This window comes from Pseudoduganella sp. jia 12 (assembly GCF_055502675.1).
The window spans coordinates 14,463-31,228 of the sequence record NZ_JBUXKP010000013.1 but is presented as its reverse complement, the minus strand read 5'-3'; the positions used below and the strand labels follow the sequence as shown (position 1 = coordinate 31,228).

Annotated in this window: 13 protein-coding genes; 4 read left to right on the top strand and 9 right to left on the bottom strand. The window is 65.5% G+C overall.

The window, feature by feature from the left end:
- Window position 1: 1 nt before the first annotated feature.
- The 3 genes from eno to ACY65G_RS25060 all read right to left on the bottom strand — a co-directional run bounded on the left by eno (window position 2) and on the right by ACY65G_RS25060 (window position 4,009).
- On the bottom strand, window positions 2–1,285 hold the full coding sequence (eno, locus tag ACY65G_RS25070) for a phosphopyruvate hydratase (RefSeq protein ID WP_465000006.1): 1,284 nt from the start codon (window positions 1,283–1,285) through the stop codon (window positions 2–4).
- A 214-nt stretch (window positions 1,286–1,499) separates the two neighbouring features.
- Window positions 1,500–2,354 carry a 3-deoxy-8-phosphooctulonate synthase gene (gene kdsA / locus ACY65G_RS25065; protein WP_130188065.1) on the bottom strand — a complete coding sequence of 285 codons (855 nt, stop codon included), beginning with the start codon at window positions 2,352–2,354 and terminating at the stop codon, window positions 1,500–1,502.
- Window positions 2,351–4,009, bottom strand: coding sequence for a CTP synthase (locus tag ACY65G_RS25060; RefSeq protein ID WP_465000005.1), 1,659 nt, complete (start codon window positions 4,007–4,009; stop codon window positions 2,351–2,353). Before ACY65G_RS25060 ends, kdsA begins: the two co-directional genes overlap by 4 nt.
- 190 nt (window positions 4,010–4,199) lie before the next feature.
- Here ACY65G_RS25060 and ACY65G_RS25055 point away from each other — a divergent pair, with 190 nt between their 5' ends.
- Entirely contained in the window at window positions 4,200–4,652 is a 453-nt protein-coding gene (locus tag ACY65G_RS25055; protein ID WP_465000004.1) for a PRC-barrel domain-containing protein, read from the top strand.
- Window positions 4,653–4,772: 120 nt separating this feature from the next.
- On the opposite strand, the gene ACY65G_RS25050 is transcribed toward ACY65G_RS25055, so the two are convergent.
- From ACY65G_RS25050 to ACY65G_RS25035, 4 genes are all read right to left on the bottom strand, one after another.
- Complete coding sequence (locus tag ACY65G_RS25050; protein WP_465000003.1) at window positions 4,773–5,252, bottom strand: GNAT family N-acetyltransferase; 480 nt, start codon at window positions 5,250–5,252, stop codon at window positions 4,773–4,775.
- A 43-nt stretch (window positions 5,253–5,295) separates the two neighbouring features.
- On the bottom strand, window positions 5,296–6,456 hold the full coding sequence (locus tag ACY65G_RS25045) for a hypothetical protein (protein WP_465000002.1): 1,161 nt from the start codon (window positions 6,454–6,456) through the stop codon (window positions 5,296–5,298).
- Window positions 6,457–6,581: 125 nt separating this feature from the next.
- A complete protein-coding gene (locus tag ACY65G_RS25040) occupies window positions 6,582–7,025 on the bottom strand; it encodes a hypothetical protein (RefSeq protein WP_465000001.1) in 444 nt (147 codons plus the stop codon).
- A 55-nt stretch (window positions 7,026–7,080) separates the two neighbouring features.
- Window positions 7,081–10,269, bottom strand: coding sequence for an error-prone DNA polymerase (locus tag ACY65G_RS25035; RefSeq protein WP_465000000.1), 3,189 nt, complete (start codon window positions 10,267–10,269; stop codon window positions 7,081–7,083).
- Window positions 10,270–10,533: 264 nt separating this feature from the next.
- On the opposite strand from ACY65G_RS25035, the gene ACY65G_RS25030 reads away from it, so the two are divergent.
- Together ACY65G_RS25030 and ACY65G_RS25025 are read left to right on the top strand one after the other, a co-directional pair.
- Window positions 10,534–12,939 carry a TonB-dependent receptor plug domain-containing protein gene (locus ACY65G_RS25030; protein WP_464999999.1) on the top strand — a complete coding sequence of 802 codons (2,406 nt, stop codon included), beginning with the start codon at window positions 10,534–10,536 and terminating at the stop codon, window positions 12,937–12,939.
- A 149-nt stretch (window positions 12,940–13,088) separates the two neighbouring features.
- The gene (locus ACY65G_RS25025) at window positions 13,089–13,790 is read left to right on the top strand and encodes a tetratricopeptide repeat protein (RefSeq protein WP_464999998.1); all 702 of its coding nucleotides are present in this window, start codon (window positions 13,089–13,091) and stop codon (window positions 13,788–13,790) included.
- A 107-nt stretch (window positions 13,791–13,897) separates the two neighbouring features.
- On the opposite strand, the gene ACY65G_RS25020 is transcribed toward ACY65G_RS25025, so the two are convergent.
- The gene (locus ACY65G_RS25020; RefSeq protein WP_464999997.1) at window positions 13,898–14,674 is read right to left on the bottom strand and encodes a class I SAM-dependent methyltransferase; all 777 of its coding nucleotides are present in this window, start codon (window positions 14,672–14,674) and stop codon (window positions 13,898–13,900) included.
- Between the two features lie 91 nt (window positions 14,675–14,765).
- On the opposite strand from ACY65G_RS25020, the gene ACY65G_RS25015 reads away from it, so the two are divergent.
- Window positions 14,766–15,533, top strand: coding sequence for a helix-turn-helix domain-containing protein (locus ACY65G_RS25015; RefSeq protein WP_464999996.1), 768 nt, complete (start codon window positions 14,766–14,768; stop codon window positions 15,531–15,533).
- A gap of 78 nt (window positions 15,534–15,611) precedes the next feature.
- Here the strand turns inward: ACY65G_RS25015 and coaD are convergent, their stop codons facing one another.
- Window positions 15,612–16,733, bottom strand: a complete 1,122-nt coding sequence (coaD, locus tag ACY65G_RS25010; protein ID WP_464999995.1) for a pantetheine-phosphate adenylyltransferase — start codon at window positions 16,731–16,733, stop codon at window positions 15,612–15,614.
- Window positions 16,734–16,766: the final 33 nt, after the last annotated feature.

Below are 16,766 nucleotides of genomic sequence, written 5' to 3'. Positions count from 1 at the left end.
ATTACTTCAGATTGTAGAATGCGTCGCGGCCCGGATAGGAAGCGATGTCGCCCAGGTCTTCTTCGATGCGCAGCAGCTGGTTGTACTTGGCCATGCGGTCCGAACGGGACATGGAACCGGTCTTGATCTGCAGGGCGTTCAGGCCCACGGCGATGTCGGCGATCGTCGAATCTTCCGTTTCGCCCGAGCGGTGCGAGATCACGGCGGTGTAGCCGGCGCGCTTGGCCATCTCGATGGCGGCGAACGTTTCGGTCAGCGTGCCGATCTGGTTGATCTTGATGAGGATCGAGTTGGCGATGCCCTTCTGGATGCCTTCCTTCAGGATCTTGGTGTTGGTGACGAACAGGTCGTCGCCCACCAGCTGTACTTTCTTGCCCAGCGCTTCGGTCAGGATGCCCCAGCCTTCCCAGTCGCCTTCGTGCATTGCGTCCTCGATCGAGATGATCGGGTACTTGTCGGCCCATGTCGACAGCAGGTTGGTGAACTCGGTGGCCGTCAGCGACAGGCCTTCGCCTTCCAGCTCGTACTTGCCGTTCTTGTAGAACTCGGAAGCGGCGCAGTCCAGGCCCAGCGCGATCTGCGTGCCCGGCTCGTAGCCGGCTTCTTCGATGGCCTGGATGATCAGCTTGATGGCTTCCTCATGGTTGGCCAGCGAAGGAGCGAAGCCGCCTTCGTCGCCGACCGCCGTGTTCAGGCCTTTCTTGTGCAGGATCTTCTTCAGCGTGTGGAACACTTCGGCGCCGTAGCGGATCGCTTCCTTGAAGGTCGGTGCGCCGACCGGGATGATCATGAATTCCTGGATGTCCAGGTTGTTGTCGGCGTGCGCGCCGCCGTTGATCACGTTCATCATCGGCACCGGCAGCTGCATCGAGCCCGAACCGCCGAAGTAGCGGTACAGCGGCAGGCCGGCTTCTTCGGCGGCGGCCTTGGCGACAGCCATCGACACGGCCAGCATCGCGTTGGCGCCCAGGCGCGACTTGTTCTCGGTGCCGTCCAGGTCGATCAGCGTGCGGTCCAGGAAGGCCTGTTCGTTCGCGTCCAGACCCATGATCGCTTCGGAGATCTCGGTGTTGATGTTCTCGCATGCCTGCAGCACGCCCTTGCCGAAGTAGCGCTTCGGATCGCCGTCACGCAGCTCGATCGCTTCGCGCGAACCGGTCGACGCGCCCGAAGGCACGGCCGCACGGCCCATCACGCCCGACTCCAGCAACACGTCGCATTCGACGGTCGGGTTGCCGCGCGAGTCAAGAATCTCGCGGCCGATGATATCTACGATTGCACTCATGTGTAGTCTCCAAGGTGGTGGAAAGCAGGTGGCAGCGACGCGGGCGTGTTGCGTAAATCTTCTTCAACATTATCCGCGCGCAAAAATTGCAGCAAGCGTAACAGAGGATGGCCTTGTAGGGAAGCGCGGCGGCTTACTACACAATGCGACACGCCATGCAAAACGGGCCCGGCAACCATGGTTGCCGGGCCCGTCCAAGGCTTTCAAAAACCGTTTACTCGAAGCTGTTCTCGAGGAAGCCCGACTTCTTGGTGATGCGATCGAGTTCGATCAGCGTGGACAGCAATTCCTTCATGCGGCCCAGCGGCACGGCGTTCGGGCCGTCCGACAGCGCGGTGGCCGGCGTGGGGTGCGTTTCCATGAACAGGCCGGCCACGCCCACGGCGACGGCCGCGCGCGACAGCACCGGCACCATGTCGCGCATGCCGCCCGACGACGTGCCGTTCCCGCCCGGCAGCTGCACCGAGTGCGTGGCATCGAACACCACCGGCGCGCCGGTTTCGCGCATGATCGCCAGCGAGCGCATGTCCGATACCAGGTTGTTGTAGCCGAACGAGGCGCCCCGTTCGCAGGCCATGAAGTTGTCCTCGTTCAGGCCCTTGGCCCTGGCAGCGGCACGGGCCTTGTCGATGACGTTCTTCATGTCGTGCGGTGCCAGGAACTGGCCCTTCTTGATGTTCACCGGCAGCCCGGACTGCGCGCAGGCGTTGATGAAATCGGTCTGGCGGCACAGGAAGGCCGGCGTCTGCAGCACGTCCACCACGGACGACACGATCTCGATCTCCTCGATCGAGTGCACGTCGGTCAGCACCGGCACGCCCAGCTCGCGCTTCACGTCGCCCAGGATTTCCAGGCCCTTTTCCATGCCGGGGCCGCGGTACGACGTGCCGGAGGAACGGTTCGCCTTGTCGAACGACGATTTGTAGATGTAAGGGATACCCAGTTCGGCCGTCATTTCCTTCATCGCACCGGCGACGTCGAATGCCATCTGGCGCGATTCGATCACGCAGGTGCCGGCGATCAGGAAGAACGGCTTGTCGAGGCCGATGTCGAAGTTACAGAGCTTCATACACTCTCCTTCAGTTCAGGCGCCTTGCCGGCGGCCTTGTGATCCAGCGCGGCGCGGATGTACGACGTGAACAGCGGGTGGCCATCGCGCGGCGTGGACTTGAACTCGGGGTGGTACTGCACGCCCATGTACCACGGGTGCACGTCGCGCGGCAGTTCCATGATCTCGCACAGGTCTTCGGTCGGCGTGCGCGCCGCTACCACCAGGCCCGCTTCTTCGACGCGGGACAGGTAATGGTTGTTCGCTTCGTAGCGATGGCGGTGGCGCTCGGTGACCACGCCGCCGTAGATGTCGTGCGCCAGCGTGCCCGGCTTCACGGCGCAGGCTTGCGCGCCCAGGCGCATCGTGCCGCCCAGGTCGGAATTCACGTCGCGCTTTTCCACCTTGCCGTCCTGGTTCTGCCACTCGTCGATCAGCGCCACCACCGGCTGGTCGGTCTGCGGTTCGAACTCGGTCGAGTTGGCGTTCACCAGGCCCGCCTTGTGGCGCGCGTATTCGATCAGCGCCACCTGCATGCCCAGGCAGATGCCCAGGTAGGGGATGCCGTTCTCGCGGGCATACTGCGCCGCGCGAATCTTGCCTTCCACGCCGCGCTTGCCGAAGCCGCCCGGCACCAGGATCGCATCGTATTTCGCCAGCGCGCCGGTACCCTTGGCTTCGATCTCTTCCGAGTCGATGTACTCGATGTTGACGCGGCTCTCGGTGTGGATGCCGGCGTGGCGCAGCGCCTCGGTCAGCGACTTGTACGACTCGGTCAGTTCGACATACTTGCCCACCATGCCGATCGACACTTCTGCTTTCGGGTGCTCCAGCGCATGAATCAGCTTTGTCCACACCGACAGGTCGGCCGGGGCCGGGTCGATGTCCAGCGCTTCGCAGATGATCGCGTCCAGGCCCTGGTCGTGCAGCATCTGCGGCACTTTATAGATGGTGTCCACGTCCCACACGGAGATCACGGCCTGCTCCTCGATGTTCGAGAACAGCGAGATCTTGGCGCGTTCGTCTTCCGGAATGGCGCGGTCGGCACGGCACAGCAACGCGTTCGGCGAAATGCCGATCTCGCGCAGCTTCTGCACCGAGTGCTGGGTGGGCTTGGTCTTCAGTTCGCCCGCCGAAGCGATGTACGGCACCAGGGTGAGGTGCACGAAGGCGGAATTCTTGCGGCCCGCGCGCAGGCTCAGCTGGCGAGCCGCTTCCAGGAACGGCAGCGATTCGATGTCGCCCACGGTGCCGCCGATCTCGCACAGCGCCACGTCGTAGCCTTCCGCGCCGCGGCGGATGTAGTCCTGGATTTCGTTCGTGATGTGCGGGATCACCTGGACGGTCTTGCCCAGGTATTCGCCGCGGCGTTCCTTGCGGATCACGGATTCGTAGATCTGGCCCGTGGTGAAGTTGTTCACCTTGCGCATGCGGGTGCTGATGAAGCGCTCGTAGTGGCCGAGGTCCAGGTCGGTTTCGGCGCCGTCATCGGTAACGAAGACTTCACCGTGCTGCATGGGGCTCATCGTGCCCGGGTCCACGTTGATGTACGGGTCCAGCTTGAGCATGGTGACTTTGAGGCCGCGCGATTCGAGAATCGCGGCGAGGGAGGCGGCGGCAATCCCCTTACCAAGGGACGACACAACGCCACCAGTGACGAAGACAAATTTGGTCATTGCGAGATCGGGCGCCGGAAAGGCGCGATGCGGGAAATTGAAATTATAGCCTAATTCGGCGGCTTCATCATCCGCAGCCACCCTGTCTGCCGCCTTCGGCGCCCCTGTCGAGTCCGTCCAATTGTGCGCGAACGAACAGACCGCGGACCTGCCCGGGCGGAAAATATCTTTATTTCAACAGGAGGCGACCATGAGTTACGAACGCGATGGATACGGCAACTACGTCGACCAGGGAAACCAGGGTCCGGGGCCGCGCCTGATGGGCGCCGATACGCTGATCGGCGACCACGTGCACAACATGCAGGACGAGCACCTGGGCACCGTGAAGGAAATCATGCTCGACATGCAGAGCGGCCAGGTCGCCTATGTGGTGATGGCTTCCGGCGGCGTGCTGACGATCGGCGAAAAGCTGTTTGCGGTTCCCTGGGAAGCGCTGGCGCTGGACACGGCCAATCACCAGCTGCGCCTGAACATCGACAAGGACCGCATCGAGAACGCGCCCGGCTTCGACAAGGATCGCTGGCCGGACATGGCCAATTCGGCCTGGCAATCGGAAATCCACAGTTACTACGGTACCAGCGCTACCGGCAGCCGCTCCACCGGCAGCTCGCCGCTCGGGCACGATTCGGGCCGCGTGCTGTGATGGCATGACGGGCCGGCCACGCTGACCCGTCATCTCCCTTGCCGGTTGTGTCCTGCGCGGGCCGCCGGCTTCGGCCATAACCCGGCCGCAACGCGTGCTCCTTCGGGAGCACGCGTCTTTTTATGCGTCGCCAGTCCCTGATTCCCACCGCATCGGCACGTCGACGATGCCATCGTGCTCGATCGGCTCACCCGCCGGCAAGAAGCCGAGACGCAGGTAGAGGCCCGTGGCGCGCCCCGCCGAATTGACCGTAAAACTGCCGGGATTGCCCCTGGCCATGGCATCGTCGCGGGCCAGCTCCCACAGGCGCCGCCCCAGGCCCCGGCGGTGCGCCGCTTCCTTGATGAACAGGTGGAACAGGTGCGTGTTGTCGCGCACGGCGACGACGCCCAGCAGTTCGTCGCCTTGCAGCGCCACGTGGTAGCGGAAGCTTTCTTGCCCGAGATAGCGCCGCTGGGCATCGATGCCGACATTGGCGATGAACTTCTCCGCACCCAGCCCTTGCGGATGCACGGTCAGGTAAGGCAGCAGGTCCATGACAAGGGAGCCGATCGCGGGCGCATCGGCGACGGTGGCGGGGCGTATTGTCAGATTGTCCATCGGCCCATTCTGCCAGCAAAGGCCGATGGAGAAAATACCCCGCTCAGTTTACCCACAGCAGGCGGCGCAGGAAGCGCATGCCCGCCCCGCCATTGTTCTCGACGGCCTCGGCATATTTCGTGATGAAGGCAAACAGGCCCGATGCCGGATGCGCCGCATCGATCTTGCGGCAGTAGAGCTGCGGGTCGGGGCGGTTGAAGAATTCCAGCGGATACTTCGGCGGATTCTGGAAGAACGCCTGCAGGCTGATGCCCTTGCCGGCCGGGCACAGGCTGCCCAGCGAACCCAGCACCCCGCCTTGCCCGGTGGCCGGCGCCAGCAGGGTCTTGCCCTGGAACAGCGGCATCAGGTGCCCCATCAATTCGCCCCAGATGCGGAAATCCGCGTCGTCCAGCGGCACGGGAAAGGCGCTGCTGGCCTGGCGGGGATTGCCCAGCCATTCCATGTCGTCGTCGGTTTCGGCCATGGCCGACAGGCGCATTTTTTCCGATGTCCTCAGGCCGCTGACGATCAGCTCGCGGGCCCGGCGCATGTTCTCGGGATGGGCCAGCCGGATCGCCTGGTCCGAACTCGTTTCCGCATCGCGCTGGTACTGGTACGACAGCAGCACCTCGACGATGGCTTCCACGTAGTAGTGGTAACTGAGTCCCCACAGGATATCGGTCTGGTCGATGCGGACCGTGGCATTCAGGTTGTACTCGCGGCCATAGTAATCCTCGTCCTCGGAAGGCATCTGGACTGCCAGGCTGCCATCCTTGCGGGCGGGGATCGCAAAGAAATAGCGTTCGGAGGTGCTGACCGTGCCGTTGCCGTCCAGGTCCCGCACCCAGGTGGCGGGCGCGATCAGCAGGCCGTCCTTTGCCGAGGTGATGCGGATTTTCTCCAGCATGGCGCGGCTCTTGCGCAACTGTTCGCGCATGGTGGTCAACTGCTGCCGGATCGCCAGGGCCAGCGCCTCTTCCGACCGTTGCCGCTGGTATTTCACCATGCCTTGCTCGATGAACGTGCGGGTCTGCTGCACCAGTGCCACGTCGTTGCAGATGACCCAGGCCTGCCGCTCCTGCACCGTGGCGGGAGTGCGGGCCTGGATGCCCGCGCAGGTGTTCTCGAACGCCGCGGTGTTGGTCAGGTCGGGTTGCGCGGCCAGGGCCTGGCCGCCGAACAGCATGGATGACAGCAGTGAAGCAAGCAGCATCTTGCGCATGATATCTCCGTGACAATGAAAGTCTGCGGAGTGTAGCGAAACCGCCCCCGGGAAACCATGGCGCAAGGCAGCGTAGCCCTGGATTAGTGCCTTTACTCGATTAGTGCCCTTGCTCGATTAGTGCCTTACTCGACTACGGTCCAGTCGGCCACGCCCTGTCCCGCATCCTTGACCTGGCCGAGCGCTTCGACGAGCCGTGCCAGCGCGGCATCGGGCACGAGCGCGCGCCCGGTTACCGGCTGGTAGCCGCCGTCGCCGGAGGGAAACGCAAACGTGCAGTAGAACAGGAAATTCGGGCTGACATAGTCGTCGAATCCCAGGATGACGCGGGGCTCGTCCGGCAGGCCGAACGGCAGGGCGCCGGCAGCGGGCGACGCATGCGTGGCGATCTTGCCGAACACTTCGTGGAGGTTTTCCAGTTCGCCGGCGCGCAGGGAGACCGGGGCTGTCAGCGATTCGCCGTTTTCGTCCACCATCGTAAACCGCGTGCTGCGGGCATCTTCCGGAAACGGGTCGACTTCGATGCGCAACGCGGTCAGTATGTGCTCGTCCGGCAATGGCTGGTTCATGGCTTTCCTCCTTGAGGGTGGTTTCGATGTGCCGTCATGCTACCCCAATATGCGCTCAACAGAAGTCACGGCTGGTCGTCGGCAAACGGCCCAGCATCGGCGACAGGTCGACCAGCCGCTTGGCGACCAGGTGCCGCACGATGCCCTCCTGCTGCCACACGCCATACACGCCGAGAAGCGAGGCGCCCAGCACCTCGCGCCGGAACCGGTCCACGAGGTCGGGCCAGACGATCACGTTGACGTTGCCGGTTTCATCCTCGATCGTGATGAACAGCACGCCCTTCGCCGTGCCGGGCCGCTGGCGCACGGTGACGATGCCGGCGCCGCGCGCCAGCTGGCCATCGGCGAACGTGTTCAGCACGTCCGCCGGCAGGAAGCGCTTTTCCAGCAGTTGCGGGCGCAGCAGCGCCAGCGGGTGCCGGCCCAGCGTGAGGCCGTGCGAACGGTAGTCGCCGATGATGTCGTCGCCTTCGCTGGGCGCGCGCAGTGCCGGGGTTTCTTCGACAGGCTGGGTGGGCCGCAGCAGGTCCCGGTCCGGCACCGCGCCCACCGCTTCCCACAGCGCCTGCCGGCGGTTGCCCGCCAGGCTGCGCAAGGCATTGGCGCCGGCCAGCACCTGCAGGTCGTGGCGGTCCAGCCCGGCGCGGCGCGCCATGTCCGCCACGTCGGCGAACGGGCGCAGCGCGCGCGCCTGCTCGATGCGTTCCGCCGCCTCGGCGCGCATGCCGCGCAGCAGGGAGAGGCCCAACCGCACGGCGGGCTGTGTGCCGTGCGTTGCTTGGTTATGCACGGCCGGCTGGCCGCCCTCCTTTTTTTCCTCGAGCGTGGAATCCCAGCCGCTGACGGTGATATCGATGGGCCGCACTTCCACGCCGTGGCGCCTGGCGTCCTGCACCAGTTGCGAGGGCCCATAGAAGCCCATCGGCTGGCTGTTCAGCAGCGCGCACAGGAACGCGGCCGGCTCGTGGCACTTGATCCACGAACTCACATAGGTCAGCAGCGCGAAGCTGGCCGCGTGCGATTCGGGAAAGCCGTATTCGCCGAAGCCCTGGATCTGTTCGCAGATGCGTTCGGCGAATTCCACGTCGTAACCCCGGTCGGTCATGCCCTGGATGATGCGGCCGCGGTACTTGTCCATGCCGCCCTTGCGCTTCCACGCCGCCATGGCGCGGCGCAGCTGGTCCGCCTCGCCCGCCGTGAAGCCGGCCGCGATCATGGCCACCTGCATCACCTGTTCCTGGAAGATGGGCACGCCCAGCGTGCGCTCCAGCGCTTCGTGCAAGCCTTCCGGGTAATCGATCAGCGAGGGGTCGAGGCGGCGCTGCAGGTAGGGGTGCACCATGCCGCCCTGGATCGGGCCGGGGCGCACCAGCGCCACCTCGATCACCAGGTCGTAGAAGCGGCGCGGGCGCAGCCGCGGCAGCATCGTCATCTGCGCGCGCGACTCGATCTGGAACACGCCCACCGTGTCGGCCTCGCACATCATGTCGTAGGTGGCGGCGTCGTCGCGCGGCACGTCCTGCATGCGGAACTGCTCGCCGCGGCGCTGCCCGATCAGGTCCAGCGCGCGCCGCAGCGCCGACAGCATGCCCAGCGCCAGCACGTCCACCTTCAGCAGGCCCAGTTCCTCCAGGTCGTCCTTGTCCCACTGGATCACGCTGCGGTCCTTCATCGTGGCATTCTCGATCGGCACCAGGCGCGAGAGCTTGTCCTGGGCGATGACGAAGCCGCCCACGTGCTGCGACAGGTGGCGCGGAAAGCCCAGCATCTTCTGCGCCAGGCTGGCCCACTGGTTGGCCAGCGGCGTGCCGGGATCGAGGCCGCACTCGGCAAAGCGGTTCAGCAGTTCGTGCTTGCTGTCGAACCAGTGGTGCGACTTGGCCACTTTTTCCACGATGGCGAGATCGACGCCGAGCGCCTTGCCGGCATCGCGCAGCGCGCTCTTGGGGCGGTAGCAGATCACGGTGGCGGCCAGCGCGGCGCGGTGCCGCCCGTATTTCGCGTAGATGTACTGGATCACCTCCTCGCGGCGCTGGTGCTCGAAGTCCACGTCGATGTCGGGCGGCTCGTCGCGCTCGCGCGAGATGAAGCGCCCCATCAGCAGCGTGCTCTCGGCCGGATTGACTTCGGTGATGCCGAGGCAGTAGCACACGGCGCTGTTCGCCGCCGAGCCGCGCCCCTGGCACAGGATCTCCTGCGAGCGGGCAAAGCGCACGATGTCGTACACGGTGAGGAAAAAATATTCGTATTTCAGTTCGGCGATCAGCGCCAGCTCTTCTTCCACCTGCTGCTGCACCTTCGCCGGGATGCCGCCGGGGTAGCGCCCGTGCGCACTCACGTACGTTTCCTGGCGCAGGTAGGACGAGGGGGTATGCCCCGGCGGTATCAGCTCGCTCGGGTATTCATAGCGCAGCTCGTCCAGCGAGAACGTGCACATGCGCGCGATGCGCACCGTTTCGTGCAGCGCTTCCGGCGTATAGACGTTGGCCAGCCGCAGGCGCGAGCGCAAATGCTGCTCGGCGTTCTGCGCCAGCGCGTAGCCGCATTCGGCCACGGGCTTGCCGAGGCGGATCGCGGACAGCGTGTCGTGCAGTGGCTTGCGCGAGCGCACGTGCATGCATACCTGCCCGGTCGCCACGACGGGCAGCCGGTGCTGCGCCGCCACTTCCTCGATGCTCTGCCGGTGGCCTTCGTCGAATGCGCGCTGCAGCAGTGTGAGGCCGAGCCAGGCACGCGCGCCGAACGTGGCGGCCATCCATGCCGCCTGCGCATGCAGCCGGTCCACGTGCGCCGGCTCCCACACGGGATACGACGGCAGCAGTACCAGCAGGCAATCGGGCAGGCCGCGCAGGTGCGCACGCTCTGGCGGCGGGGCCGCGAAGTCTTCCGGATGCAGCAGGTATTCGCCCTTGGCGGCACGGGTGCGGCCAAGCGTGATCATTTCCGACAGGTTGCCGTAGCCATTGCGGTTTTGCGCGATGGCCAGCAGCGACAGGGCTCCGGCCCCCTCCTTGCCCTCCTTGCCCTCCTTGCCCTCCTTGCCCTCCTTGTCCACCAGGCGGAACCAGCTGCCGACCAGCAGCCTGTCATGCCATCCGGCCGCCTTGGCTTCGCCATGCGCGCGCACTACGCCGGCCAGCGAGCACTCGTCGGTGATCGCCAGCGCCGTGTAGTCGAGCGCGATGGCGCGGGCCACCAGTTCCTCGGCATGCGAGGCGCCCTGCAGGAACGAGAAATTCGTCATGCAGAAGAGCTCCGCATAGGGCGGCAGGCGAAACGGTGGCGTGGCGGCAGGCATGAGGATGTTGATACTGTATAAACATACAGTATTATAACCCTGTGGCCCGCTTGGCCCTGCGCTTGCACAGCCGTGCGCCATACCAGAAATTCGCGGAAACGCGGCACTAAACCGCGTGCCATTTGCAAAATAGTCACACTTGGGAAAGTGCTCATAGTTGATTTGCCGACAGGCCGATAGAATCGCCCCTTTACCTGTTCGGAGAAGCCCTTGTCCACGCTACGCCTTGCCGTTCTGTCCGCCCTGTACGGATCTTCCGCCCTTGTCTTCTCCCATACCGCGCTGGCGCAGGACACACAGGGACAAATGGCAGCCCCCCAGCAGCCGATGCAGACCGTGAGCGTGGTCGGTTCGCGTCGCGCCACCACGTCGGCCACCGATACCGTGGTGCCGATCGACGTGATCCCGATGACGGCCGCCGCCGAGAAAGGCGGCCAGTTCGACCTGTCGCAGACGCTGACCAATATCTCGCCATCGTTCAACTCCACGCGCCAGTCGGGCGCCGACGGTGCCGACCTGGTCGACTCCGCCGCGCTGCGCGGCCTGGGCTCTGACCAGACGCTGGTGCTGGTGAACGGCAAGCGCCGCCACACGTCGTCGCTGGTGAACCTGTTCGGCGCGCGCAACCGCGGCAACACGGGCACCGACCTGAACGCGATCCCGATGCTGGCGATCCGCGACGTGCAGGTGCTGCGCGACGGCGCCGCCGCCCAATACGGTTCCGATGCGATCGCCGGCGTGATGGACATCGGCCTGAAGAAAAGCCTCGGCTGCGAAGCGGTGACGGGCTACGGCCAGTACTCGGCCGGCGACGGCGAGAACTGGCTCGCGTCGGCCTACTGCGGCATCGCCGTGGGCGGCGGCGTGGTGGGCATCACGGCCGAATACCTGGACCGCGGCCGCTCCGACCGCTCCGAGCCGGACAATCCGCGCATCATCGGCGATTCGAAGACCGAGAACCAGACGCTGTACGTGAACGGCGAGATCCCGACCGGGGTGGCGAACGGCACCGGCAAGTTCTACTTCACGGGCGGCCTGCAGAAGCGCGACGCATCGTCCGCCGCCTTCGGCCGCGGCGGCATCGGTACCGACGACATCCCGAGCCGCAACTCGGCCGCCATGTACCCGGAAGGCTTCGTACCGTTCATCAACGGCGACATGGATGACCGCTACGCGATCGTCGGCCACCACGCCCGCCTGGGCGAATGGAATGCCGACCTGTCGCAGACCTACGGCTACAACCGCCTGATGTACGACATCGGCAACACGCTGAACGCCTCGATCGCCAACGCCGACCTGCTGGGTGGCGGCCAGGGCATCAGTCCCGATCACTTCGATGCCGGCGGCTTCTCGTTCGAACAGTGGACCACGAACGCGGACTTCTCCCGCTATTACGACGGCGTGCTGGGCAAGGGCCTGAACGTGGCGTTCGGCGGCGAGTACCGCGTCGAGAAATACAAGATCTTCGCCGGCGAACAGGGTTCCTACGTGGACGCCGACGGCGTGGGCAACGGCGGCAATGCCGGCAGCCAGGGCTTCCCCGGCTTCCAGCCCGGCGACGTGACGAACGCGCGCCGCCACAGCACCGCGCTGTACCTGGACATGGAAGCGGACCTCACCGACGCGGCCAAGGTGCAGGGCGCCGTGCGCTGGGAAAAATACAGCGACTTCGGCTCCACCGTGACCGGCAAGCTGGCCGGCAGCTACCGCGTGGCGCCGACCGCCCTGCTGCGCGCCTCGGCCAGCACGGGCTTCCGCGCGCCGTCGCTGCAACAGGCGTACTTCTCGTCGACGTTCACCGACTTCATCGGCGGCGTGCCGACCGACGTGGTACTGGCGCCGAACGGCGGCGCCGTCGCCACGCTGGCCGGCATCCCGAAACTGAAGGAAGAAAAATCGACCAGCTTCACGCTGGGCACCACGTGGACGCCGACCCCGGCGATTTCCATCACGGCCGACCTGTACCACATCAAGATCAAGGACCGTATCGTGCTGTCCGGCCGCTTCGACGCCGACAACTACCCTGAACTGGCGGCGCGGCTGTCCACGCTGGGCGTGGGCCAGGCGCAGTTCTTCGTCAACTCGGTGGACACGAAGACGCAGGGCCTGGACCTGACCGCATCGCACCGCGGCACGCTGTTCGGCAACCGCCTGACCACTTTCCTGGCCGCGAACTTCTCGAAGACGACGGTGGAAGACATCCACGCACCGAGTTCGCTGGCCGGCTACGAGGACGTGCTGCTGTCCGAGCGCGAGCGCCTGTTCATCGAACAGGGCGGCCCGCGCCGCAAGGCCACGCTGGGCTTCAGCTACGCGACCGGCCCGCTGGACACGGACTTCAAGATCATCCACTTCGGCCCGCAGACGCTGGGCACGTTCAGCGGCACCGCCGCCGGCGTTCCCAACCTGTACTACGAAGCAAAGACGTCCGCCGACCTGTCGTTCTCGTACAGCGTGACCCCGAACATCAAGTTCTCGGCCGGTGCCAACAACATCTTCGGCGCCAAGCCGACCGCGCAGAACGCCGACGAAACCGACAATGGCTTCAAGTACGACAGCGTGCAGTTCGGCCTGAACGGCACGTCGTACTTCGCGCGGCTGCATGTGAAGTTCTGACGTAATTGCTGCTCAACAAAACTGGGGACGTACCCTGGTTTCTGGGAAATTTCCTCGAAACCAGGGTACGTCCCCAGTTTTCCATTCTGTCATGTTCGCGTCACATCGTGTGGCTACAGTCGCGTTTTGTTCCTGTCCGGGGGGGAAACGTGAAAACAATCATCACGACGCTGGCGGTACTGGTGACGGCCGGCATGGCGGGTTGCAGCCGCGAGCTGCCGCCCGATGCCACGCAAATCGAAGCGCTGGCGATGGCGGTGGCGCAGCGCGGCGCGATCGGGGCGGAACACGCGTTGCACCAGCTTGCCGAACGCGGCAGCGCGGTGGCGCAGCGCGAGCTGGGCATCCTGTACCGCGCACGCCCGGACCGCCGCGGCGAGGCGATGACGCTGCTGCGCAACGCCGCGCTGGCCAACGATGCGCACGCAGCATTCCACCTGGGCGAACTGTATCGCACGTCACACGACAATGCCGCCGGCCCGGCAGCCGCCTGGCCGTGGTACCAGCGCGCCGCCGAAGGTGGCCAGGCAAAGGCCGCGCTGCAGCTGGGAATAATGGCCCGCAACGGCGAAGGCGTGCCGCGCGACACCGCTACCGCCGCACGCTGGCTGCAACTGGCCAGCGACCTGGGCAACCCGCATGCGATGTTCCTGCTGTCATACGCCTACCGCGACGGTGACGGCGTGCCCGCCGACCCGCAGCGTGCACGCGTGCTGCTGGAAGAATCCGCGGAACGCGAATACCCGCCGGCACTGCAGGAACTGGCACTGACGGTGGACGACCCGCAACGCGCCAGCCACCTGATGAAGCAAGCCACCGGCCACCGGCACAATGACTGGAACCGGTTTTGAAACCCCGGAGGCAGAACCTGGGATCAGATCCAGCGGGTCTGATCCAGCTCCTGCCGTTGGGGTCGAAGCATGCACTATCGGACCTCACTAAACGGCATTAAAGCCCATCAGCGTCTTTCACAGGCGATCAGCATCGTATCCACCGTAAAACTGCCATCTTCCTCGATGGCAAAATATTCTCTCACTTCGGGCCCGGCACGCCGCTGCAGCGAACGGATGGCCGCCACATGCGCCTCCGGCGTCTTCATCCGTTCGACCCACGAAGCGAATTCCAGCCGCAGGCGATAGGTCGTCACCTCGCCCACCGCGAATCCGGCCGCGGCCAACGCAGTGCGCCATTCGTCCAGCGAGGCATTGCGCACATGGGACGGGTCGCGCAGCAATTCCAGGCCCTGCAGCCATGTATCGAGCAAGGGCACGCCGGGCGAGACCACATCCATGAAGATGGCCATGCCGCCGGGCTTCACTACCCGGTGCATCTGCGCGAGGCCGGCGGGAACGTCGCGCCAGTGATGCGCGCTGTACCGGGTCACGGCCACGTCGAAGGAGCCGGAGGGACAGGACAGCGTCTCCGCCGCGTTGCACTTCGTGACCACATTGCCGAACCCGCGGCGCTCCGCTTCACCGGCCACCACGCGCAGCATCGGTTCCGAAAGATCGCACGCCACGACCTTGCCGGCCAGCGGAGCGAGGCGGAACGTGACGTGGCCGCCCCCACACCCCATGTCCAGCGCGACAGCCCCGGGCCGCCTGCCCACCAGGCTCGCCATCCGCTCCAGGTCTTCGCCGCGCGCATGGACGGCGCTGGCGAGATAGGCATGCGCCTGCGGGCTGAACTGGCTGTTGACGATATCGTTATGGCTGCTGTGACTGTCGGCGCTCATGCGCGTCTCCTGGAGAATGGGTTGAAAGTCCATTGTGTCCACCTCTCCAAACTGGTACAAGATGGCTATTTATCCTGGTATAAAAACCGCCATGCACCAGCCGGATTCCCGCCGCCTCCTTGGAGCCTTCATTCGCGCCCACCGCGAGCGCCTGCCGCCGTCAGGCAGGGCCGGCAGGCGCCGCACACCCGGCTTGCGGCGCGAGGAACTGGCCGACGCGGCCGGTGTCAGCGTTACCTGGGTCACGTGGCTGGAACAGGGGCGCGATGTCGCGGCCTCCGCCGCCGCGCTGGCCCGCCTGGCGGAGGCATTGCGGCTCACCCCGGCCGAACGCGCATCGATGTTCGACCTGGCGCAGCGGCGTGATCCGATCCCGGCAAAGTCCCAGCCCGAGCTGCCTGGCGACCTTCTCGCCCTGCCCTCGCTGCTGACCGTTCCGGCCTACCTGCTCGACCGGACCTGGAATGCGAGAGCATGGAACCTTCCCGCAGCCCGGCTGTTCGGCGGCTGGCTCGATGACGACACCGCGGACCGCAACCTGATGCGCTTTGTCTTTCTTTCACCCCTTGCGCGGGTGCTGATCGCCCACTGGCAGGAACGCTGCCGGCGCCTGGTGGCCGAGTTCCGGGCCGATTACAGCCGCTGCCCGCACGATGCGGCATTCCTGGGATTGATCGAAGAACTGTCGGCGGGAAGTGACGTCTTCTCGGCCAGCTGGAAGGAACAGGCCGTGTTGCATCGCGAAGGCGGCGAACGCCTGTTCGCACATCCGCAGGATGGCTTGCTGCGCTTCCAGCAGACGACACTGCTGGTCGCCGCGCAACAGGAGTGCAAGCTGGTTTGCCTAGCGCCGGCATGAAGGCCAGCAGCCTCGTTCGTTCCGGTCACTGGCTTCGTGTTGTTTTCTTTTCCTGGGGTGTCAGGAAGCGTTTCATGATCACCCCAGCGCCGCCAGCTCCCGCGTCATGTTGACGATCGCCGGCTCGTTGTACTGCTCGGCGAACCAAGGGTCGGCGAACAGCGTGCCTGCACAGGCCTTGCCGCGCAGGTGTTCGAGCACGCGGGCGCGCTGCTCGCCGTAGCGGTCGTCGGGCACGTGGCCGTATTCGGCGCGGATACCGCGCGCATAGTGGTCGTACACCTCCTCGTCCTGCCCCAGGATCGCCAGGTCCACGCCCAGCAGGATGTCCTTCAGCGGATGGGCCACGTGGCCGCCCTGCAGGTGGTCGGTGGCGCGGATCAGCGTGGCCACTTCGGCGGCGCGGCCGGCATCCGGTTCCAGGCCGCTGCCGAGCCACAGCCGCGCGCTGGCTTCCTCGTTCGAGACGGACGATGGCTCGTGGCCGTAATACGCGTCGTGGAACCAGAATGCGGCGCGCACCAGGGCGGCATCCTGCGCCGAGGCGCCCGTGTTGGCGGCCCAGGCGCGGATCTCGGCCAGGCCATGCACCAGGTGATCGAGGTTGTGGTAGTGGCGCGTGGCGCCGCCGTAGCCATCGGCGCCCGTCAGCCTGGCGAACCACTGCGCGGCCGGCGCACCGGGGAACGACGCCTGCCATTCCTTGTGCAACCAGCTGGTGATCCATGCGCGGTAGGCCGGCGCGGGCACGAATTTCTTCGTCGTCCAGTTCCAGCCGACCGGGCCTTCCAGCGCCTTCACGAAGCTGGAGCTCACGGAACCCAGGTCGCGCGGCGGCATCACGAACAGCGTCTTGGCGCCGCCGATCACTTCCACATTGGTCTGCTGGATCAGGTTTTCGTAGTCGAAATCGGCGGTGGTGCGGATGCCGCGGATCAGGTAGTCCACGCCGTGCTTGCGCGCCACGCGCGCCGTGTAGTCGCTCTTCACGACGAGCACCTGCACGTTGTCCCATTGCCGTTCGGCGCAGCTCTCCAGCACGATGGCGCGCCGTTCCTCGGCCGAGAAGCGGGGCTGCTTGGTGGAGTTCTCCGACAGGAAGACGATCACCTCGTCCGCGATCGAGCGGGCTTCGCCGATCACCCACATGTGGCCGTTGGTGATCGGGTCCAGCGTGCCCGAGAAACCGATTCTTTTCATGCCCCGCCCTGTTGGCTGTCTGTCATGACGGGC

Excerpts from the sequence above, each read along its gene's own strand:
- ACY65G_RS25060 (WP_465000005.1), bottom strand. The coding sequence starts at position 4,009 with ATGACCAAATTTGTCTTCGTCACTGGTGGCGTTGTGTCGTCCCTTGGT.
- ACY65G_RS25015 (WP_464999996.1), top strand. The coding sequence starts at position 14,766 with ATGCACCAGCCGGATTCCCGCCGCCTCCTTGGAGCCTTCATTCGCGCC.
- ACY65G_RS25020 (WP_464999997.1), bottom strand. The coding sequence starts at position 14,674 with ATGAGCGCCGACAGTCACAGCAGCCATAACGATATCGTCAACAGCCAG.
- ACY65G_RS25050 (WP_465000003.1), bottom strand. The coding sequence starts at position 5,252 with ATGGACAATCTGACAATACGCCCCGCCACCGTCGCCGATGCGCCCGCG.
- ACY65G_RS25035 (WP_465000000.1), bottom strand. The coding sequence starts at position 10,269 with ATGACGAATTTCTCGTTCCTGCAGGGCGCCTCGCATGCCGAGGAACTG.
- kdsA (WP_130188065.1), bottom strand. The coding sequence starts at position 2,354 with ATGAAGCTCTGTAACTTCGACATCGGCCTCGACAAGCCGTTCTTCCTG.
- ACY65G_RS25055 (WP_465000004.1), top strand. The coding sequence starts at position 4,200 with ATGAGTTACGAACGCGATGGATACGGCAACTACGTCGACCAGGGAAAC.
- eno (WP_465000006.1), bottom strand. The coding sequence starts at position 1,285 with ATGAGTGCAATCGTAGATATCATCGGCCGCGAGATTCTTGACTCGCGC.
- ACY65G_RS25040 (WP_465000001.1), bottom strand. The coding sequence starts at position 7,025 with ATGAACCAGCCATTGCCGGACGAGCACATACTGACCGCGTTGCGCATC.
- coaD (WP_464999995.1), bottom strand. The coding sequence starts at position 16,733 with ATGAAAAGAATCGGTTTCTCGGGCACGCTGGACCCGATCACCAACGGC.
- ACY65G_RS25045 (WP_465000002.1), bottom strand. The coding sequence starts at position 6,456 with ATGCGCAAGATGCTGCTTGCTTCACTGCTGTCATCCATGCTGTTCGGC.